The sequence below is a fragment of the Burkholderia sp. Ac-20365 genome, assembly GCF_017104715.1.
GTDB lineage: Bacteria > Pseudomonadota > Gammaproteobacteria > Burkholderiales > Burkholderiaceae > Paraburkholderia.
The window spans coordinates 1-14,134 of sequence record NZ_JAAGPI010000056.1 but is presented as its reverse complement, the minus strand read 5'-3'; the positions used below and the strand labels follow the sequence as shown (position 1 = coordinate 14,134).

The 14,134-nt window shown below is 63.9% G+C and carries 13 protein-coding genes, 2 tRNA genes and 1 pseudogene; 5 read left to right on the top strand and 11 right to left on the bottom strand.

Annotated elements, in window-relative coordinates; genetic code table 11:
* Positions 1 to 20 precede the first annotated feature (20 nt).
* The 5 genes from G3O01_RS41885 to fdxA form a co-directional block, all read right to left on the bottom strand.
* Complete coding sequence (locus G3O01_RS41885) at positions 21 to 848, bottom strand: AraC family transcriptional regulator (RefSeq protein ID WP_205813355.1); 828 nt, start codon at positions 846 to 848, stop codon at positions 21 to 23.
* Positions 849 to 915: 67 nt separating this feature from the next.
* Positions 916 to 1,413 carry a CreA family protein gene (locus G3O01_RS41880; protein ID WP_205813354.1) on the bottom strand — a complete coding sequence of 166 codons (498 nt, stop codon included), beginning with the start codon at positions 1,411 to 1,413 and terminating at the stop codon, positions 916 to 918.
* Between the two features lie 185 nt (positions 1,414 to 1,598).
* Positions 1,599 to 1,674 (bottom strand) — tRNA-Asn (locus G3O01_RS41875).
* Positions 1,675 to 1,737: 63 nt separating this feature from the next.
* A tRNA-Asn gene (locus G3O01_RS41870) sits at positions 1,738 to 1,813 on the bottom strand.
* Between the two features lie 121 nt (positions 1,814 to 1,934).
* Positions 1,935 to 2,258 (bottom strand): ferredoxin FdxA, encoded by a 324-nt coding sequence (gene fdxA / locus G3O01_RS41865; RefSeq protein ID WP_035990147.1) that lies wholly within the window; start codon positions 2,256 to 2,258, stop codon positions 1,935 to 1,937.
* Positions 2,259 to 2,615: 357 nt separating this feature from the next.
* Between fdxA and pncB the strand changes: the two genes are divergently transcribed.
* The 5 genes from pncB (at position 2,616) to rmuC (ending at position 8,589) form a co-directional block, all read left to right on the top strand.
* Positions 2,616 to 3,815 (top strand): nicotinate phosphoribosyltransferase, encoded by a 1,200-nt coding sequence (gene pncB, locus G3O01_RS41860; RefSeq protein ID WP_205813353.1) that lies wholly within the window; start codon positions 2,616 to 2,618, stop codon positions 3,813 to 3,815.
* A gap of 169 nt (positions 3,816 to 3,984) precedes the next feature.
* The gene (locus tag G3O01_RS41855; protein ID WP_205813352.1) at positions 3,985 to 4,647 is read left to right on the top strand and encodes a lactate utilization protein C; all 663 of its coding nucleotides are present in this window, start codon (positions 3,985 to 3,987) and stop codon (positions 4,645 to 4,647) included.
* On the top strand, positions 4,622 to 6,064 hold the full coding sequence (locus G3O01_RS41850) for a sodium:proton antiporter (RefSeq protein ID WP_241024715.1): 1,443 nt from the start codon (positions 4,622 to 4,624) through the stop codon (positions 6,062 to 6,064). Before G3O01_RS41855 ends, G3O01_RS41850 begins: the two co-directional genes overlap by 26 nt.
* 54 nt (positions 6,065 to 6,118) lie before the next feature.
* Positions 6,119 to 7,108, top strand: a complete 990-nt coding sequence (locus G3O01_RS41845) for a D-glycerate dehydrogenase (RefSeq protein ID WP_205813351.1) — start codon at positions 6,119 to 6,121, stop codon at positions 7,106 to 7,108.
* Positions 7,105 to 8,589, top strand: a complete 1,485-nt coding sequence (rmuC, locus tag G3O01_RS41840; RefSeq protein ID WP_205813350.1) for a DNA recombination protein RmuC — start codon at positions 7,105 to 7,107, stop codon at positions 8,587 to 8,589. Before G3O01_RS41845 ends, rmuC begins: the two co-directional genes overlap by 4 nt.
* Positions 8,590 to 8,647: 58 nt before the next feature.
* Here rmuC and G3O01_RS41835 read toward each other — a convergent pair whose 3' ends face one another.
* The 6 genes and pseudogenes from G3O01_RS41835 to G3O01_RS41810 form a co-directional block, all read right to left on the bottom strand.
* The gene (locus tag G3O01_RS41835; protein WP_205813349.1) at positions 8,648 to 9,133 is read right to left on the bottom strand and encodes a GNAT family N-acetyltransferase; all 486 of its coding nucleotides are present in this window, start codon (positions 9,131 to 9,133) and stop codon (positions 8,648 to 8,650) included.
* The gene (locus G3O01_RS41830) at positions 9,133 to 9,408 is read right to left on the bottom strand and encodes a hypothetical protein (protein ID WP_007741774.1); all 276 of its coding nucleotides are present in this window, start codon (positions 9,406 to 9,408) and stop codon (positions 9,133 to 9,135) included. Before G3O01_RS41830 ends, G3O01_RS41835 begins: the two co-directional genes overlap by 1 nt.
* Positions 9,409 to 9,465: 57 nt before the next feature.
* Entirely contained in the window at positions 9,466 to 10,761 is a 1,296-nt protein-coding gene (gene glp, locus G3O01_RS41825; protein ID WP_205813348.1) for a gephyrin-like molybdotransferase Glp, read from the bottom strand.
* Between the two features lie 93 nt (positions 10,762 to 10,854).
* Entirely contained in the window at positions 10,855 to 11,469 is a 615-nt protein-coding gene (gene mobA / locus G3O01_RS41820) for a molybdenum cofactor guanylyltransferase MobA (RefSeq protein ID WP_205813347.1), read from the bottom strand.
* Between the two features lie 12 nt (positions 11,470 to 11,481).
* Positions 11,482 to 12,594 carry a GTP 3',8-cyclase MoaA gene (gene moaA / locus G3O01_RS41815; protein WP_205813346.1) on the bottom strand — a complete coding sequence of 371 codons (1,113 nt, stop codon included), beginning with the start codon at positions 12,592 to 12,594 and terminating at the stop codon, positions 11,482 to 11,484.
* A 163-nt stretch (positions 12,595 to 12,757) separates the two neighbouring features.
* Positions 12,758 to 14,134, bottom strand: a pseudogene (locus G3O01_RS41810) (ribonuclease E/G); the annotation flags it as partial.

The following is a 14,134-nucleotide window of genomic DNA, read 5'->3' as shown; positions in this document are numbered from 1 at the left end:
GGGTTTGCGGTTTCAGGGATTCATGCCGACTGCCAGCGCCCCGGCGGCACGCCGAACATGCGGCGGAAATGCCGGGTGAAATGGCTTTGGTCGGTGAAGCCGCTCGCCGCCGCCACATCGGCCACCGACGCGCCCGCGCGCAGCGGTGCAAGCGATCGCTGCAAGCGCATCTGGTTGCGCCATGCGTGCGGCGGCAACCCGGTTACGCGCGTGAACAGCCGCGCGGCGTGGAACTGCGACAGGCCGACAGTCTCGGCGAGATCGGCGAGCTTGAGCGGCTCGGCCAGCTCGGCGGCGAGTTGCTCTTTCATTGTGACGACGCGCGCGTCGTCGGTGGAACACTGCGTTGGGACGGGGCGCGTGCGGCCGTAGCGGACGAGCAGCGTCGACAGTGCGTCGAGCATCGCCGTTTCCGCGACGAGGGGATCGCCATTCGCCTCCAGCAACTGATGCGCACGCGACAGCCGCATCGCGAGATCGGCATCGCGGATCACGTCGGCGTCGAACCATGGCAGCGGTTGCGCGCGGCCCGCGATGTCTTCGGCAAGCGCATGGAGGAAGTCGACAGGCGCGTACATCACGCGATAGCGCCAGCCTTCGTCCATCGCCCGCGAGCCAGTGTGCACTTCACCGGGATTGATGACAGGCACGCTGCCCGCCTCGGCGACATGGCGCGCGCCCTGATAACGATACGTTTCCGCGCCCGCCTCGATCACGGGAATCGTGTACGCGTCGTGCCAGTGCGGCGTGAACTCGTGATCGTGATATTCGGCCGTGAGCAGATCCGCGCCGGGCAGAAGCGGCGTGCGCCAGTAACGGGCGTTATCGCGGAAACGGGTCGAAGTCATGAGCAAAGTCCGGTGGACCTGTCAGTTTACCGCGCGTCGTCCGTTCCGGGGCCGCTTGCACGTGTTTTCAACGGACGGGGATCGTCGTGCCGGCGGGCATCGGCACAGCCGTGACGCTGTTCTTCGCGCTGCCCGTCGCGACGCGGTCGCTGTAGGTCAGATACACGAGCGTATTGCGCTTCGAATCGACGACCCGCACCACGTGCAGCGTCTTGAAAATGAGCGACATGCGTTCGGTGAACACGTCGGCTTGCTGGCGCAGAGGCTCGGCAATCTTGATGGCGCCGACCTGGCGGCACGCGATCGACGCCTCGGTCGGATCTTCGGCGATCCCGAGCGTGCCCTTGATGCCGCCCGTGCGCGCCCGCGACACGTAGCAGGTGACGCCCTGCACGGCGGGATCGTCGTAGGCTTCGACGACTACGCGGTCCGAGCCGGTGATATGAAAGTTCGTGTTGACGCTGGCGACTTCCTCGGCATGCGCGAGCGGCGCGCAGGCGAACGCAACGGAGGCAGCGAGAATGGCCGCGCGTTCGACGCGCGCACAGGACAGGGCGAGTTTCATCAGGTGAGCGGAACAATGAGCAAGTGAAGGGCGGGGCATCTGCCGGCGAGAATGTCATCCTAACCTGGATGGTGGTGCGGCCCGTTGACTCGACTTCCTGATGCTGTACGCCACCGACGAAGCCGCATGCCGATAAGCGAGCGTAGAAAAAGAAAAGGCCCGCACGAATGCGGGCCTTCAAATTTTGGCTCCCCGACCTGGGCTCGAACCAGGGACCTACGGATTAACAGTCCGGCGCTCTACCGACTGAGCTATCGGGGAACAGCAATACAACTTGTTGCTACATAAAAAGACCCGTCGTGGTTAACGGGCCTTTGCAATTCTTGGCTCCCCGACCTGGGCTCGAACCAGGGACCTACGGATTAACAGTCCGGCGCTCTACCGACTGAGCTATCGGGGAACAACAACAGCAGAGAAGCGGAATTGTAGGAGGTAGCGCAGAAGCTGTCAATACCCCCGCTTCATCTCAATTTAATTCGACTGATTCGAGCTGGGAAGACAGGTTTTGCTACGCGCGCGAATTAGCGTTCGAGCAGCGCGAGCTTTTCCTTCACGTCCTTGAATTCGTCGGCTTCGGGCAACGGCGCCTTGGTCTTGGTGATGCTCGGCCATGCCTTTGCCAGTTCTGCGTTCAGTTCCGTGAAGTGCTGCTGGTCGCCGGGCACGTCTTCTTCAGCGTAGATGGCGTTCACCGGGCATTCCGCAACGCACACAGCGCAGTCGATGCATTCGTCGGGGTCGATCGCGAGGAAGTTGGGACCTTCGCGAAAGCAGTCCACCGGGCACACATCGACGCAGTCGGTATAGCGGCACTTGATGCAGCTTTCGGTCACAACGTGAGTCATTCAGGCAACTCCTGCAAACGATATTTTTTGGGTAGTGGGGAGATGGCGAAACGCCAAAAGCGGTATTGTAACGTAACGTCAAGTAGTGCATACGCCATCGGCCCAGGCCGTTTATATCGTTTGGTGATTAGTTTATGGGGCCGCCGCCCGCGCCCGGCTGCGTTGACGTGTTGAGACAACCCGTCGCGCGCATTCGGGTAACATGCGACAGCATCCTCGCGAGTCCCGGTTTGCGCGGGCACTGCGCGAAGCCCGCCGCGTGCATGCCGGGCATCGCGCACGAGGCGAACACGAAAAGGACGAAGGCGCACGAGGCCTGACGTCTTCCGATTTCATGCAGTCCCGGTTTGCAAGATCATGACCATTACTTCGCTGCTCGATACCGACCTGTACAAGTTCACGATGATGCAGGTTGTGCTGCATCATTTCCCGGCCGCCAACGTCGAATACAAGTTCCGCTGCCGCACGCCGAACGTCAACCTCGTGCCGTATATCGACGAGATTCGCAGTGAAGTGCACAAGCTCTGCAAGCTGCGCTTCAACGAGGGCGAACTCGACTATCTGCGCCGGATGCGCTTTATCAAAAATGATTTCATCGACTTCCTCGCGCTCTTCCATCTGAACGAAAAGTACATTTCGATCACGCCTTCGCCGAAGGGCAACGGGGAGATCGAGATCGACATCAAGGGGCCGTGGCTGCACACGATCCTCTTCGAAATCCCCGTGCTCGCGATCGTCAACGAGGTGTACTTCCGCAACACCCAGCAGCAGCCTGACTACAGCGAAGGGCGCGAGCGCCTGCGCGACAAGATCCAGCTGCTCGGCGCACGCCCCGAGTTCGCCGACTGCAAGATCGCCGACTACGGCACGCGTCGCCGCTTCTCCGGGCGCTGGCACGAAGAAGTGATCCTTACGCTGAAGGAAGGCCTGCGCGAGCAGTTCACGGGCACGAGCAACGTGTTCTACGCGATGAAGCACGGTCTCACGCCGCTCGGCACGATGGCGCATGAGTACCTGCAGGCCTGCCAGGCGCTCGGCCCGCGCCTGCGCGACTCGCAGATTTTCGGCTTCGAGATGTGGGCCAAGGAATATCGCGGCGATCTCGGTATCGCGTTGTCGGACGTGTATGGCATGAAGGCATTCCTGCGTGATTTCGACATGTACTTCTGCAAGCTCTTCGACGGCGCGCGCCACGATTCCGGCGATCCGTTCGACTGGGGCGAGCGTCTTCTCGCGCACTACGAAGCGAACCGCTGCGACCCGCGCACCAAGGTACTGGTGTTCTCCGACGCGCTCGATATCCCGAAGGTGCTGCAGTTGTACGAGCGCTTTCGCGGCCGCTGCAAGCTGGCCTTCGGCGTCGGCACGAATCTCACCAACGACCTCGGCTACAACCCGCTGCAGATCGTCATCAAGATGGTCAAGTGCAACGGCCAGCCTGTTGCCAAGCTGTCCGATTCGCCGGGCAAGAACATGTGCGAAGACAAGGCGTACCTTGCCTATCTGCGCCAGGTGTTCGGCATCGATCAGCCTTTGGAAGAAGACGCGGGCAAGTAACGCGAGGCCTCTTTGCTGTTGCAACCGCATGGCATGTGAAGGGATTGTCGGCGCTCCCTGCGGGCGCCGCTATATGCCGTTCGGCCAGGTGTTCGCGTGAAGGGCGGCCGGTATAATTCGCGTGTCATCTCCCCCGATCCACACGGTCACCGGCACGAGGATATTGCACATGGATACATCTACTGCCCGCCGCAACATCCTGGCGCGCATTCGCGCGGCGCAAGGGCGCGAGCCCGAGCCGGCCGCGTCCGAGCGTGAAGCGGCGCAGGCGTATCTGGCAAGCCATCCACAAGGTCCGCGTCCCCCAATGCCTGCGGATCTCGTCGCGCATTTCATCGAGCAGGCCAAGAAGATGGCGACCACGGTCGATACCGTCGAGTCGCTCGCCGACGCGCCCGCTGCAGCACATCGCTATCTGACTGAACTGAATCTTCCGACCCAGGCCATTGCATGGCAGACGCTCGAAGGGCTGCCTTGGGCGGGCTCCGGCATCGAGGTCGAGTTTCGCAAACCGCGCGACGAAGACCGCGTCGGCATCACCGGCTGCTTCTGCGCGACCGCCGAGACAGGCACGCTGGTGCTGCTGTCCGGGGCAGAGACCTATGCGTCGGCGGGCCTGCTGCCGGAGACGCATATTGCAATCGTGCCGGCTTCGCGCATTGTGTCGGGCCATGAGGAAGCGTTCAACCTGATCCGCAGCGAACGCGGTGAACTGCCGCGTGCCGTCAACTTCGTCTCCGGCCCATCGCGTACGGGCGACATCGAACAAACCATCGTGCTGGGCGCGCACGGTCCTTATCGCGTGCATGCGATCGTCGTACGTGGCGCGTAGGGCTGTGCCGTGGCAGCGGCACGGGGTCGCTCTGACATTGGCGTTGTTGGGCTGGCCGCTTGCTGCATCGGCCGCGAGCCTCGACGGCGCGTCGCTCTCTGCCTGGTGGGGCGTGCCGTTCGCGGGCATCCTGTTGTCGATTGCCGTGTTTCCGCTCGTCGCCTCAAAACTCTGGCATCACCACTTCGGCAAGATTTCCGCCGCGTGGGCGATCGCGTTCCTTGTGCCGTTTGCGTTCGCGTTCGGAGCATCGACGGCAATCGGCACGCTGATTCATGCAATGCTCGAAGAGTACCTGCCGTTCATCGTGCTGCTCACGGCGCTGTACACGGTGGCGGGCGGCATCTGCGTGACGGGCAATCTGCATGGCTCGCCGCGCCTGAATACCGCTTTGCTCGCACTCGGCACCGCGCTCGCGAGCATCATGGGCACGACGGGCGCGGCGATGCTGCTGATCCGGCCGCTGCTACGCGCGAACGATAACCGGCGTCACGTCGTGCACGTCGTCGTGTTCTTCATCTTTCTGGTTGCGAACGCGGGTGGCTCGCTGTCGCCGCTCGGCGATCCGCCTTTGTTTCTCGGCTTTCTGAACGGCGTCGGTTTCTTCTGGACGACGGTGCATCTCGCGCTGCCGATGCTCTTCATCTGTATCGTGTTGCTCGCTGTTTTCTACGCGCTCGATTCGTTCTATTTCCGGCATCGCGACGAATTGCGTCCCGTCGATCCGTCTCCGGATACGCCGGACGTCGGCGTCATCGGCAAGATCAACTTCGTGCTGCTTGCACTGGTGATCGCGCTGGTGCTGATGAGCGGCATCTGGAAATCCGGCATCACGTTCGATGTGGCGGGCACGCACGTCGCGTTGCAGAATCTCGTGCGTGATGTCGCGCTGATCGTCGTGACGCTGCTGTCGCTGGCCGTGACGCCGCGCGCCGCGCGCGAAGGCAACGCGTTCAACTGGGCGCCCATCGAGGAAGTCGCGAAACTGTTCGCCGCCATCTTCGTGACGATCGCGCCCGTCATCATGATCTTGCGCGCGGGCGAGGCGGGCGCGTTCAGCGGTATCGTGCATCTCGTCAACGACGCGGCCGGCCAGCCGCGCGACGACATGTATTTCTGGGCGACGGGCCTGTTGTCGTCGTTCCTCGATAATGCGCCTACGTATCTGGTGTTCTTCAATCTCGCGGGCGGCGACGCGCAGACGTTGACGACCACGGGCGCATCGACGCTCGCCGCAATTTCGGCGGGCGCCGTGTTCATGGGTGCCGTCAGCTACATCGGCAACGCGCCGAACTTCATGGTGAAGGCGATCGCCGAATCGCGCGGCGTGAAAATGCCGAGTTTTTTCGGCTATCTCGCGTGGTCGGGCGTCGTGCTGATACCGTTGTTTATCGCAACATCGTTGATTTTCTTTTGATGCCGCGCGTGCGCCGGTGAGCGCGCGCCGCGGCCTGATACTCGGAGAATGACAATGCAAAAGGTCCTGGTTGCGCGTCCTATCTTTCCGGATGTGATCGAGCGCCTCAAGCAGCATTTCGAAGTCGACTGGCATAACGGCGATGTGCTGCCCGCCGACGAACTCAAGCGCCGGCTCGCCGACAAGGACGGCGCGCTGACGGCGGGCGACGCGATCGACGCTTCCGTGCTCGCCGCTGCGCCGCGTCTGCGCGTGGTGTCGAACATGGCTGTCGGCTACAACAACTTCGACATGGCTGCGTTCAACGCGTCGAATGTGCTCGGCACGAATACGCCTGATGTGCTGAACGAATCGACGGCGGACTTCGGCTGGGCGTTGATGATGGCCGCTGCCCGCCGTATCGCCGAATCGGAGCACTGGCTGCGCGCTGGCAAGTGGGAAAAGTGGTCGTACGACGGCTTTCTCGGCTCGGACCTGTATGGCTCGACGCTCGGTGTGATCGGCATGGGCCGTATCGGGCAGTCGCTTGCGCGCCGTGCGCGCGGCTTCAACATGAACGTGATCTATCACAACCGCTCGCGCGTCGCGCCGGAGATCGAATCCGAACTGAACGCAACGTATGTGTCGAAACAGGATCTGCTGCGTCGTGCCGATCACGTCGTGCTCGTGCTGCCGTATACAGCGGAAAACCATCACACCATCGGCGCAGCGGAGCTCGCGTTGATGAAGCCGACGGCGACGCTCACGAACATCGCGCGCGGCGGTATCGTCGACGACGCGGCGCTTGCCGACGCGCTGCGCGACAAGCGCATCGCGGCAGCGGGCCTCGACGTATTCGAGGGCGAGCCGAAGCTGAATCCGGCGCTGCTCACCGTGCCGAATGTCGTGCTGACGCCGCATATTGCGAGCGCGACGGAAGCGACCCGTCGCGCGATGGCCAATCTCGCAGCCGACAACCTGATCGCCGCGCTGGGCGAGGGGCCACGCGCGGGACGTCCGCCGAATCCGATCAACCCTGATGTGATCGGAAAGGCACGTTCATGACCATGGTGTTGATCGCGGCCGTCGCGGTACTGGCCGTTGGATTGGTGATTGCGCTAGTGATGCTGATGCGCGGCAATAGCGGCGCGCAGCAACTGATGCTGTTCGACGAACTGGGTGAGCGTCTGGAAGCCGCCGCGCTCGCGCAGACGCGCGAGTACGAGCGGCTCGAACGCGAGTTGCGGGGTGAAATCTCCGAAACCGCGCGTGTGTCGCGCACGGAACTGAGCGGGGGCTTCTCGCAGTTCCAGCAGACGCTCGCGTCGCAGTTCACGAGCATGACGACCGTGCAGGCGGGGAAGATTGACGGCTTCGCGCAGCAGCTCGTCAAGCTCACCGACACCAATGCGCAGCAACTCGACGCCGTGCGCCAGAGCCTGCAACAGCAGGCGCAACAGGCGCGCGACGAGCAGGGCATGACGCTGAAGCGTTTCGGCGAGACCTTGCAGCAGCAACTGGCGCAGGTGACGGAAGCCAACGATCGTCGTTTCGCGGAAGTGCGCGCGACCATTGAGCAGCGTCTGAAAGACATCGAAGCGAACAACGCGACCAAGCTCGAAGAAATGCGCCGCACGGTCGACGAAAAGCTGCACGCGACGCTTGAACAACGGCTCGGCGAATCGTTCAAGCTCGTGTCCGACCGTCTCGAGCAGGTGCATCGCGGTCTCGGCGAAATGCAGACGCTGGCGGCGGGCGTCGGCGATCTCAAGAAGGTCCTGACCAACGTCAAGACACGCGGCACGTGGGGCGAAGTGCAACTCGAGGCGTTGCTCGAGCAGATCCTGACGTCCGACCAGTACGCGAAGAATGTGTCGACGATTCCGAAGAGCAACGATCGCGTCGAGTTCGCCATCAAGCTGCCTGGACGTCAGCCTTCTCCCGATGCTGCGGCGACGCCGGTCTGGCTGCCCATCGACGCGAAATTTCCGCGTGAAGACTACGAGCGCCTGTTAGAAGCACAGGAACGCGCCGATCCCGTTGCGGTTGAAGATGCGTCACGCGCGCTCGAAGGCCGGATTCGCGCGGAAGCAAAGACGATTGCCGAAAAGTACGTGTCACCGCCGCACACGACGGACTTCGCTCTTCTGTTCCTGCCGACGGAAGGGTTGTACGCCGAAATTCTGCGTCGTCCCGGTTTGACGGATCTTTTGCAGCGCGACTACCGTGTGACGATCGCGGGCCCGACGACGTTGACGGCCTTGCTCAACAGTCTGCAGATGGGTTTCCGCACGCTCGCCATTGAGAAACGTTCGAGCGAAGTGTGGCAGGTGCTCGGCGCGGTGAAGACGGAATTCGGCAAATTCGGCGATGTGCTCGCGAAGACCAAGTCGCAACTCGAAACGGTCACGCGCTCGATCGAAGCAGCGGAAGTGCGTACACGGCAGATGAACCGCAAGTTGCGCGATGTCGAGGCGTTGCCGGAAGAGCGGGCGGCCGGCTTGCTCGGGGATTCGCTATCGGGAGCGGATTCGGAGGAAGGTTGAGGAGGCGAGACGCGAATCGTTATGCGTCTCGCCAGTGCGGCGCGGAGTCGATCAAAGATCAGCTAGCGCTCGCAGCCAGTTGATCCAATGCGTCGCCCGTGATGCGCACGATGCGCCAGTCCGGCAACACAGTCGCGCCCATCTTCTGATAGAAATCGATGGCCGGCTGATTCCAGTCCAGCACCGACCATTCGAAACGGCCGCATTGCCGCTCGACGGCCAGCGCCGCCAGATAGCGCAGCATCTTCGAGCCGAGTCCCGTGCCGCGCTCGGTGGGCTGCACGTACAGGTCTTCGAGATACAAACCGCGCCGGCCGAGGAACGTCGAATAGTTGTGGAAGAACAGCGCGTAGCCGATCATCTTGCCGTCGCGCTCCGCGACGATCGCTTCTGCCGAAGGCCGCGCGCCGAACAGCGCATCGCGCACACCGTCTTCCGTCGCGATGAACAGATGCGTGAGCTTTTCGAACTCGGCCAGTTCGTACATCAACGCGAGCATCGGGCCGACGTCTTCAGACCTGGCCGCGCGAATCGTTGCCGACATTACGCTTCCTCCGGTACGTCGCTCAACTGGATCTCGATGCCGCCGAAGCGTGACGCGACCCAGTTGTACGCGTGACATGCAATCCACAGCAGGATGAAGCCGAGAATCGCGTTGAGCAGCAGCGCGCTGAACACCGTCGACAGCTCCACCGACCCATAACGGATGAAGGCGACCAGCACGCCGAGCAGCACGATCGGCACGCTGAACGTCAGATACACGAGGATCAGTGCCTTTGCCGTTTGCCCCGGTGCAATGAACGAGATCTGTTTTTTCATGTAAGTCAAACCCGTATGTCGTAGTGGAATGCGTGAAAACTGCCGGCCCGCGCGTGATCAGATGAGGCCGTCGAACAGCATGATGTCGACGGCGTCGCCGGAATCGAGGTCGCCCTGTTCATGGGCGAGCACGATGAAGCAATTCGCTTCGCTCATCGAACTGAGCACGCCCGAGCCTTGCGAGCCCGTCGGTGTGACGTGCCATGCGCCTTGTGCGTCGCGCTGCGCAACGCCGCGCTGGAATTCCGTGCGGCCGGGCCGCTTGCGGATCGTGTCGATGCAGGCTGCGCGGATCAGCGGCACGGCGTGCGTGGTCGCGCCCGACATCCGCAACAGCACTTCGCGCACGATCTGGTAGAACGCCGCCATCACCGCGACAGGATTGCCCGGCAGCCCGAAAAAGATAGCCGGTTCGCCCGCGCCCGGCTTGCCGCCCGACCAGATGCGCCCGAAAGCCAGCGGGCGGCCAGGCCGCATCGCGAGACTCCAGTGCGCAACGTCGCCGAGCATGCGCAGCATCTGCTTCGTCAGATCGGCTTCGCCGACTGAAACGCCGCCGGAGGTTATCACGACATCCGCGCTCGACGCAGCCGTTCGCAATGCTTCTTCGAGTGCGGCGGGTTCGTCGCGGACTACACCGAGATCGATTGGGTCGACGTCGAGGCGCCTGAGCATCGCGAATAATGTGTAACGGTTGCTGTCGTAGACGCAGCCGGGATCGAGCGGCTCGCCGATCGAGCGCAGTTCGTCGCCCGTCGAGAAAAACGCGACACGCAGACGGCGGCGTACCGACACTTCGCCAATGCCCAGCGAAGCCAGCAGCCCGAGATCCGACGCGCGCACGATGCGGCCCGTCTTCAGTGCGACCGCACCGCGCGCGAGGTCTTCGCCGGCGAGCCGGCGGTTTGCGCCCGTGCTCAGCGGCGCGGCGGCGAAGCGGATCGTGTCGCCTTCACGCGTGACGGCTTCCTGCGGTACGACGGTGTCACAGCCTGCGGGCATCGTCGCGCCGGTCATCACGCGCACGCATTGCGTGGTGTCGATATGTCCCGAGAACGGATGTCCCGCGAATGCCTTGCCTGCGACGTTCAGCGCGATGTCGCCCGCCTGACCTTCGAGCGCTGCGCCGGAGAACGCATAGCCGTCCATCGCCGAGTTGTCGTGCGCGGGTACGTCGATGGGCGACACGATGTCCTGCGCGAGCACGCGATTGAGCGCGTCGCGCAGATGGACGCGCTCGACGGTCGTCACAGGCGTCGCCCATTCGCGCACGATGGCCTGCGCGGCGGACACCGGCATGGCTTGGGCGTCGTACTGTGCGACGCAACTCGAGGTTTCGTTCAGCGTGGTCATGAAAGGGGAGCGTCGCGACGGGATGCAGTGCTGCGGCGGCCGGGCGACCGCGGCAAATGGCGGCAGCGGATGTCAAACCTGCTCAGCCTCGTGTCAGCGTCGTTCGAGGTCGGCAAGTTCCTGCAATGAATTGATATTGTAAAACGTGCGCTCGTCCGGAAAGGCGACTTCAACCGCCTTGTGGCGTGCGTACCACGTGCGTACCTTGCGCTCGCCCGCTTGCAGAAAGCCTTCAAGATCATCGGCCAGCGACGTGCGCACGAGTGCGAAAACGGGGTGAATCGACGTTTCGCCCTGGGAGTCTGTCGTCGTGACGGTCGCGATGCTGCCGTCGTTGGCTTCCAGGGCGGTCGCGAGGCGATCGGCGAGATCGGCCGGAAAGCCGGGCGTGTCGCAGGGCGCGGACAGCACGAACGGCGTGCGCGCTGTACGCAGACCCGCGAGCAGGCCGGCGAGCGGACCGGGAAAATCGGGCAGCGTGTCGGAGATGACCGTTGCGTGAAAGGGCGCGCCCAGGTCTGCGTAACGCTCGACGTGGCGGTTCGCGCTGATCAGGAGCGGCCCGGTTTGCGGCGAGAGTCGCCGCATCACGTGCAGTGCGAGCGGCTCGCCGTGTAGCGTCTGCAAACCCTTGTCGGCGCCGCCCATGCGCATGCCGCGTCCGCCGGCAAGCAACAGGCCGGTGATCGATTCGCGAGAAATGGTCATGGAAAGACGGCCTCAGCCGCCGATGTACGACATCTCGACGCGCCGCTCTTCGCGCGCCGCCTTCGATGCCGCGCTCGCGCTGCCGCGCAGCTGCGAGTAACGGTCGCCGCGCGCATGCCAGATATTGGCGATGGCGGTGGCGATACCTTCGTCGCTCGTGCCGTTGCGTACGAGCGCGCGCAGATCGTGGCCCGCCGACGCGAACAGGCACAGATACACCTTGCCTTCCGTCGACAGCCGTGCGCGCGTGCAATCGCCGCAGAACGCGCGCGTCACGCTGGAGATCACGCCGACTTCGCCGCTGCCGTCCGCGTAGCCCCAACGTTGCGCGGTTTCGGCGGCGCTGTGCGCTTCGAGCGGCACAAGCGGAAAGTGCTCGCTGATACGCGCGACCACATCCGCCGACGGCAGCACTTCCGTCATGTTCCAGCCGTTCGACGTGCCGACGTCCATGTATTCGATGAACCGCAGCGCCACGCCCGAGCCCCTGAAGTGCCGCGCCATCGGCACGATCTCGCTGTCGTTCGTACCGCGCTTGACGACCATGTTGACCTTCAGCGGCGCAAGACCGATGGACTGCGCGACTTCGATGCCGTCGAGCACATCGCGCACCGCGAAATCGGCGTCGTTCATGCGGCGAAATAGCGCATCGTCGAGCGCGTCCAGGCTTACGGTCACGCGGTTCAGGCCCGCGTCCTTCAGGCTACGCGCCTTGCGCGCGAGCAGCGAGCCATTGGTGGTGAGGGTCAGGTCGAGCGGCTTGCCCGCGGCCGTCTTCATCCGCGCGAGCCGCTCGATCAGGAATTCGAGGTTCTTGCGCAACAGCGGTTCGCCGCCCGTCAGACGGATTTTCTCGACGCCATGCGCGACGAAGATCGCCGCGATCCGCTCGATTTCCTCGAATGTCAGCAGCGCACTGTGTGGCAGGAAAGAGTAATCCTTGTCGAACACCGCGCGTGGCATGCAGTAGACGCACCGGAAGTTGCAACGATCCGTAACCGAGATGCGCAGATCGCGCAGCGGGCGCGACAGCGTATCGGTCAGCTCGCCGCGCGGCGCCCGGACAGGACCGGAGACCTCGGGCACAGCGCTGACGTCGGCAACAGGGATGATGCGTCGGGACATGATGACATATTTGGGATATCAGACTTCATTCTAGCGGAAGCACTTCGGCATCACAGTAGGGCGAACGCGCGGTGCTTCTATGTCATAAATAGCAAAAAGCCCGCCTTTGGGGCGGGCTTTCTGGATCGCCCGGCACAACAGCCCGGGCGAAGTTAGCGACCGCTTACTGCGGCTTGGCCGTTTCGACCTGCTGCATCGGCGTCGCGTCGACCGCCGGCAGCGGCTTGCGCTCGCGCGGCACGCGCGCGGGCTTCACTGCTTGCGCTGCCGTTTCCTGCGCGGCGCGCAGCTTGTCGGAGTCGGTATTGACCCAGACGAGGCCGGCGTTATCCAGCATCGTCGTCAGCGACTCCGTCGACTGATGGGCTGCTGCGCCGTTCGTGCGAACGGGTTGCGGCTCGGCGGCTGCGACGACAGGCGCTGCTTCCGTGACGGCCGGCGCAGGTTCCACCGCGGGTTGCGCTTGCGCGACTTCCACGACGGGTTCGGCGACCGGTTCGACGGCGGGCTGTGCAACCGGCTCGATGACCGGCTGGGCAGCGACGGGCGTTTCCAGAACCGGCTGCACTTCAACAGCGGGTGCTGCGACCGGCTCAGCCACGGTTTCGACAGCCACGGGCGCTTCGACAACAGCAGGCGCAGCCGCGACAGGTTCAACCGGCGCGGGCGTTTCGGCCACGACTTCCGTCGAAGCAACAGGCGCAACGGCTTGCGGCTCGACGACAGCGGGCGCTTCGACGGCTGCTGCCGTTTGCGTCACGGCAGGTGCTTGGTCGGCGGGCACGAGGGCTTCCGCCTTCTCGGCTTTCTCGACTGCCAGCGCCGGCGTTTCCGCCGATGCATGCAGTTCGCCGACCACCGCTGCGCTCGTTGCGACAGCGGCCACGACGACTTCGACCGGCTTCACTTCTTGCGCTGGCTGCTGCTGGACGGCCTCGACGGTTTGCGGCTGTGCCTCGTGACGGCCGGTGTGCTCCGGCGTGCGCACAGGCGCTTCCGCCGATGCTGCCACAGCCGTTTCGCCTTCCGCTTCCGCGACATCCGCGGCCGTATTGACGTTCACGCCTTCTTCATCGCGCTCGCGACGGCCACCACGACGGCCGCGACGGCGACGACGGCGTTCTTCACCATCACGCGCTTCCTCTGCGGACGTAGCGCCGCCCGTCAGATTGGCTTGCGCCTGTGCTGCGACATCCGCCTGTGCTTCGTTCTGGCTCAGTGCTTCTGCTGCTTCCGGCTGCTGCTTGCGACGCTCGCCGCGTTCGCCACGCTCACGGCGCTCGCCACGTTCGGCGCGCTCCGGGCGTTCCTGACGTTCGCCACGCGTTGCTTCTGCGGTTTCCGTGCGTTCCTGACCGCGTTCGACGCGTTCCGGACGTGCTTCGCGTGCTTCCCGGCCTTCGCGCTGCTCGCGGCCGCCACGTTGTTCACGTGCTTCGCGCGGTTCGCGTTCCTGACGCTCGCCGCGTTGCGCCGGCTGGCCTTGACGCCCTTGCGGTGCGGCACCTTCGACGCGTGCTGCCGCGTCGCGGCCACCTGG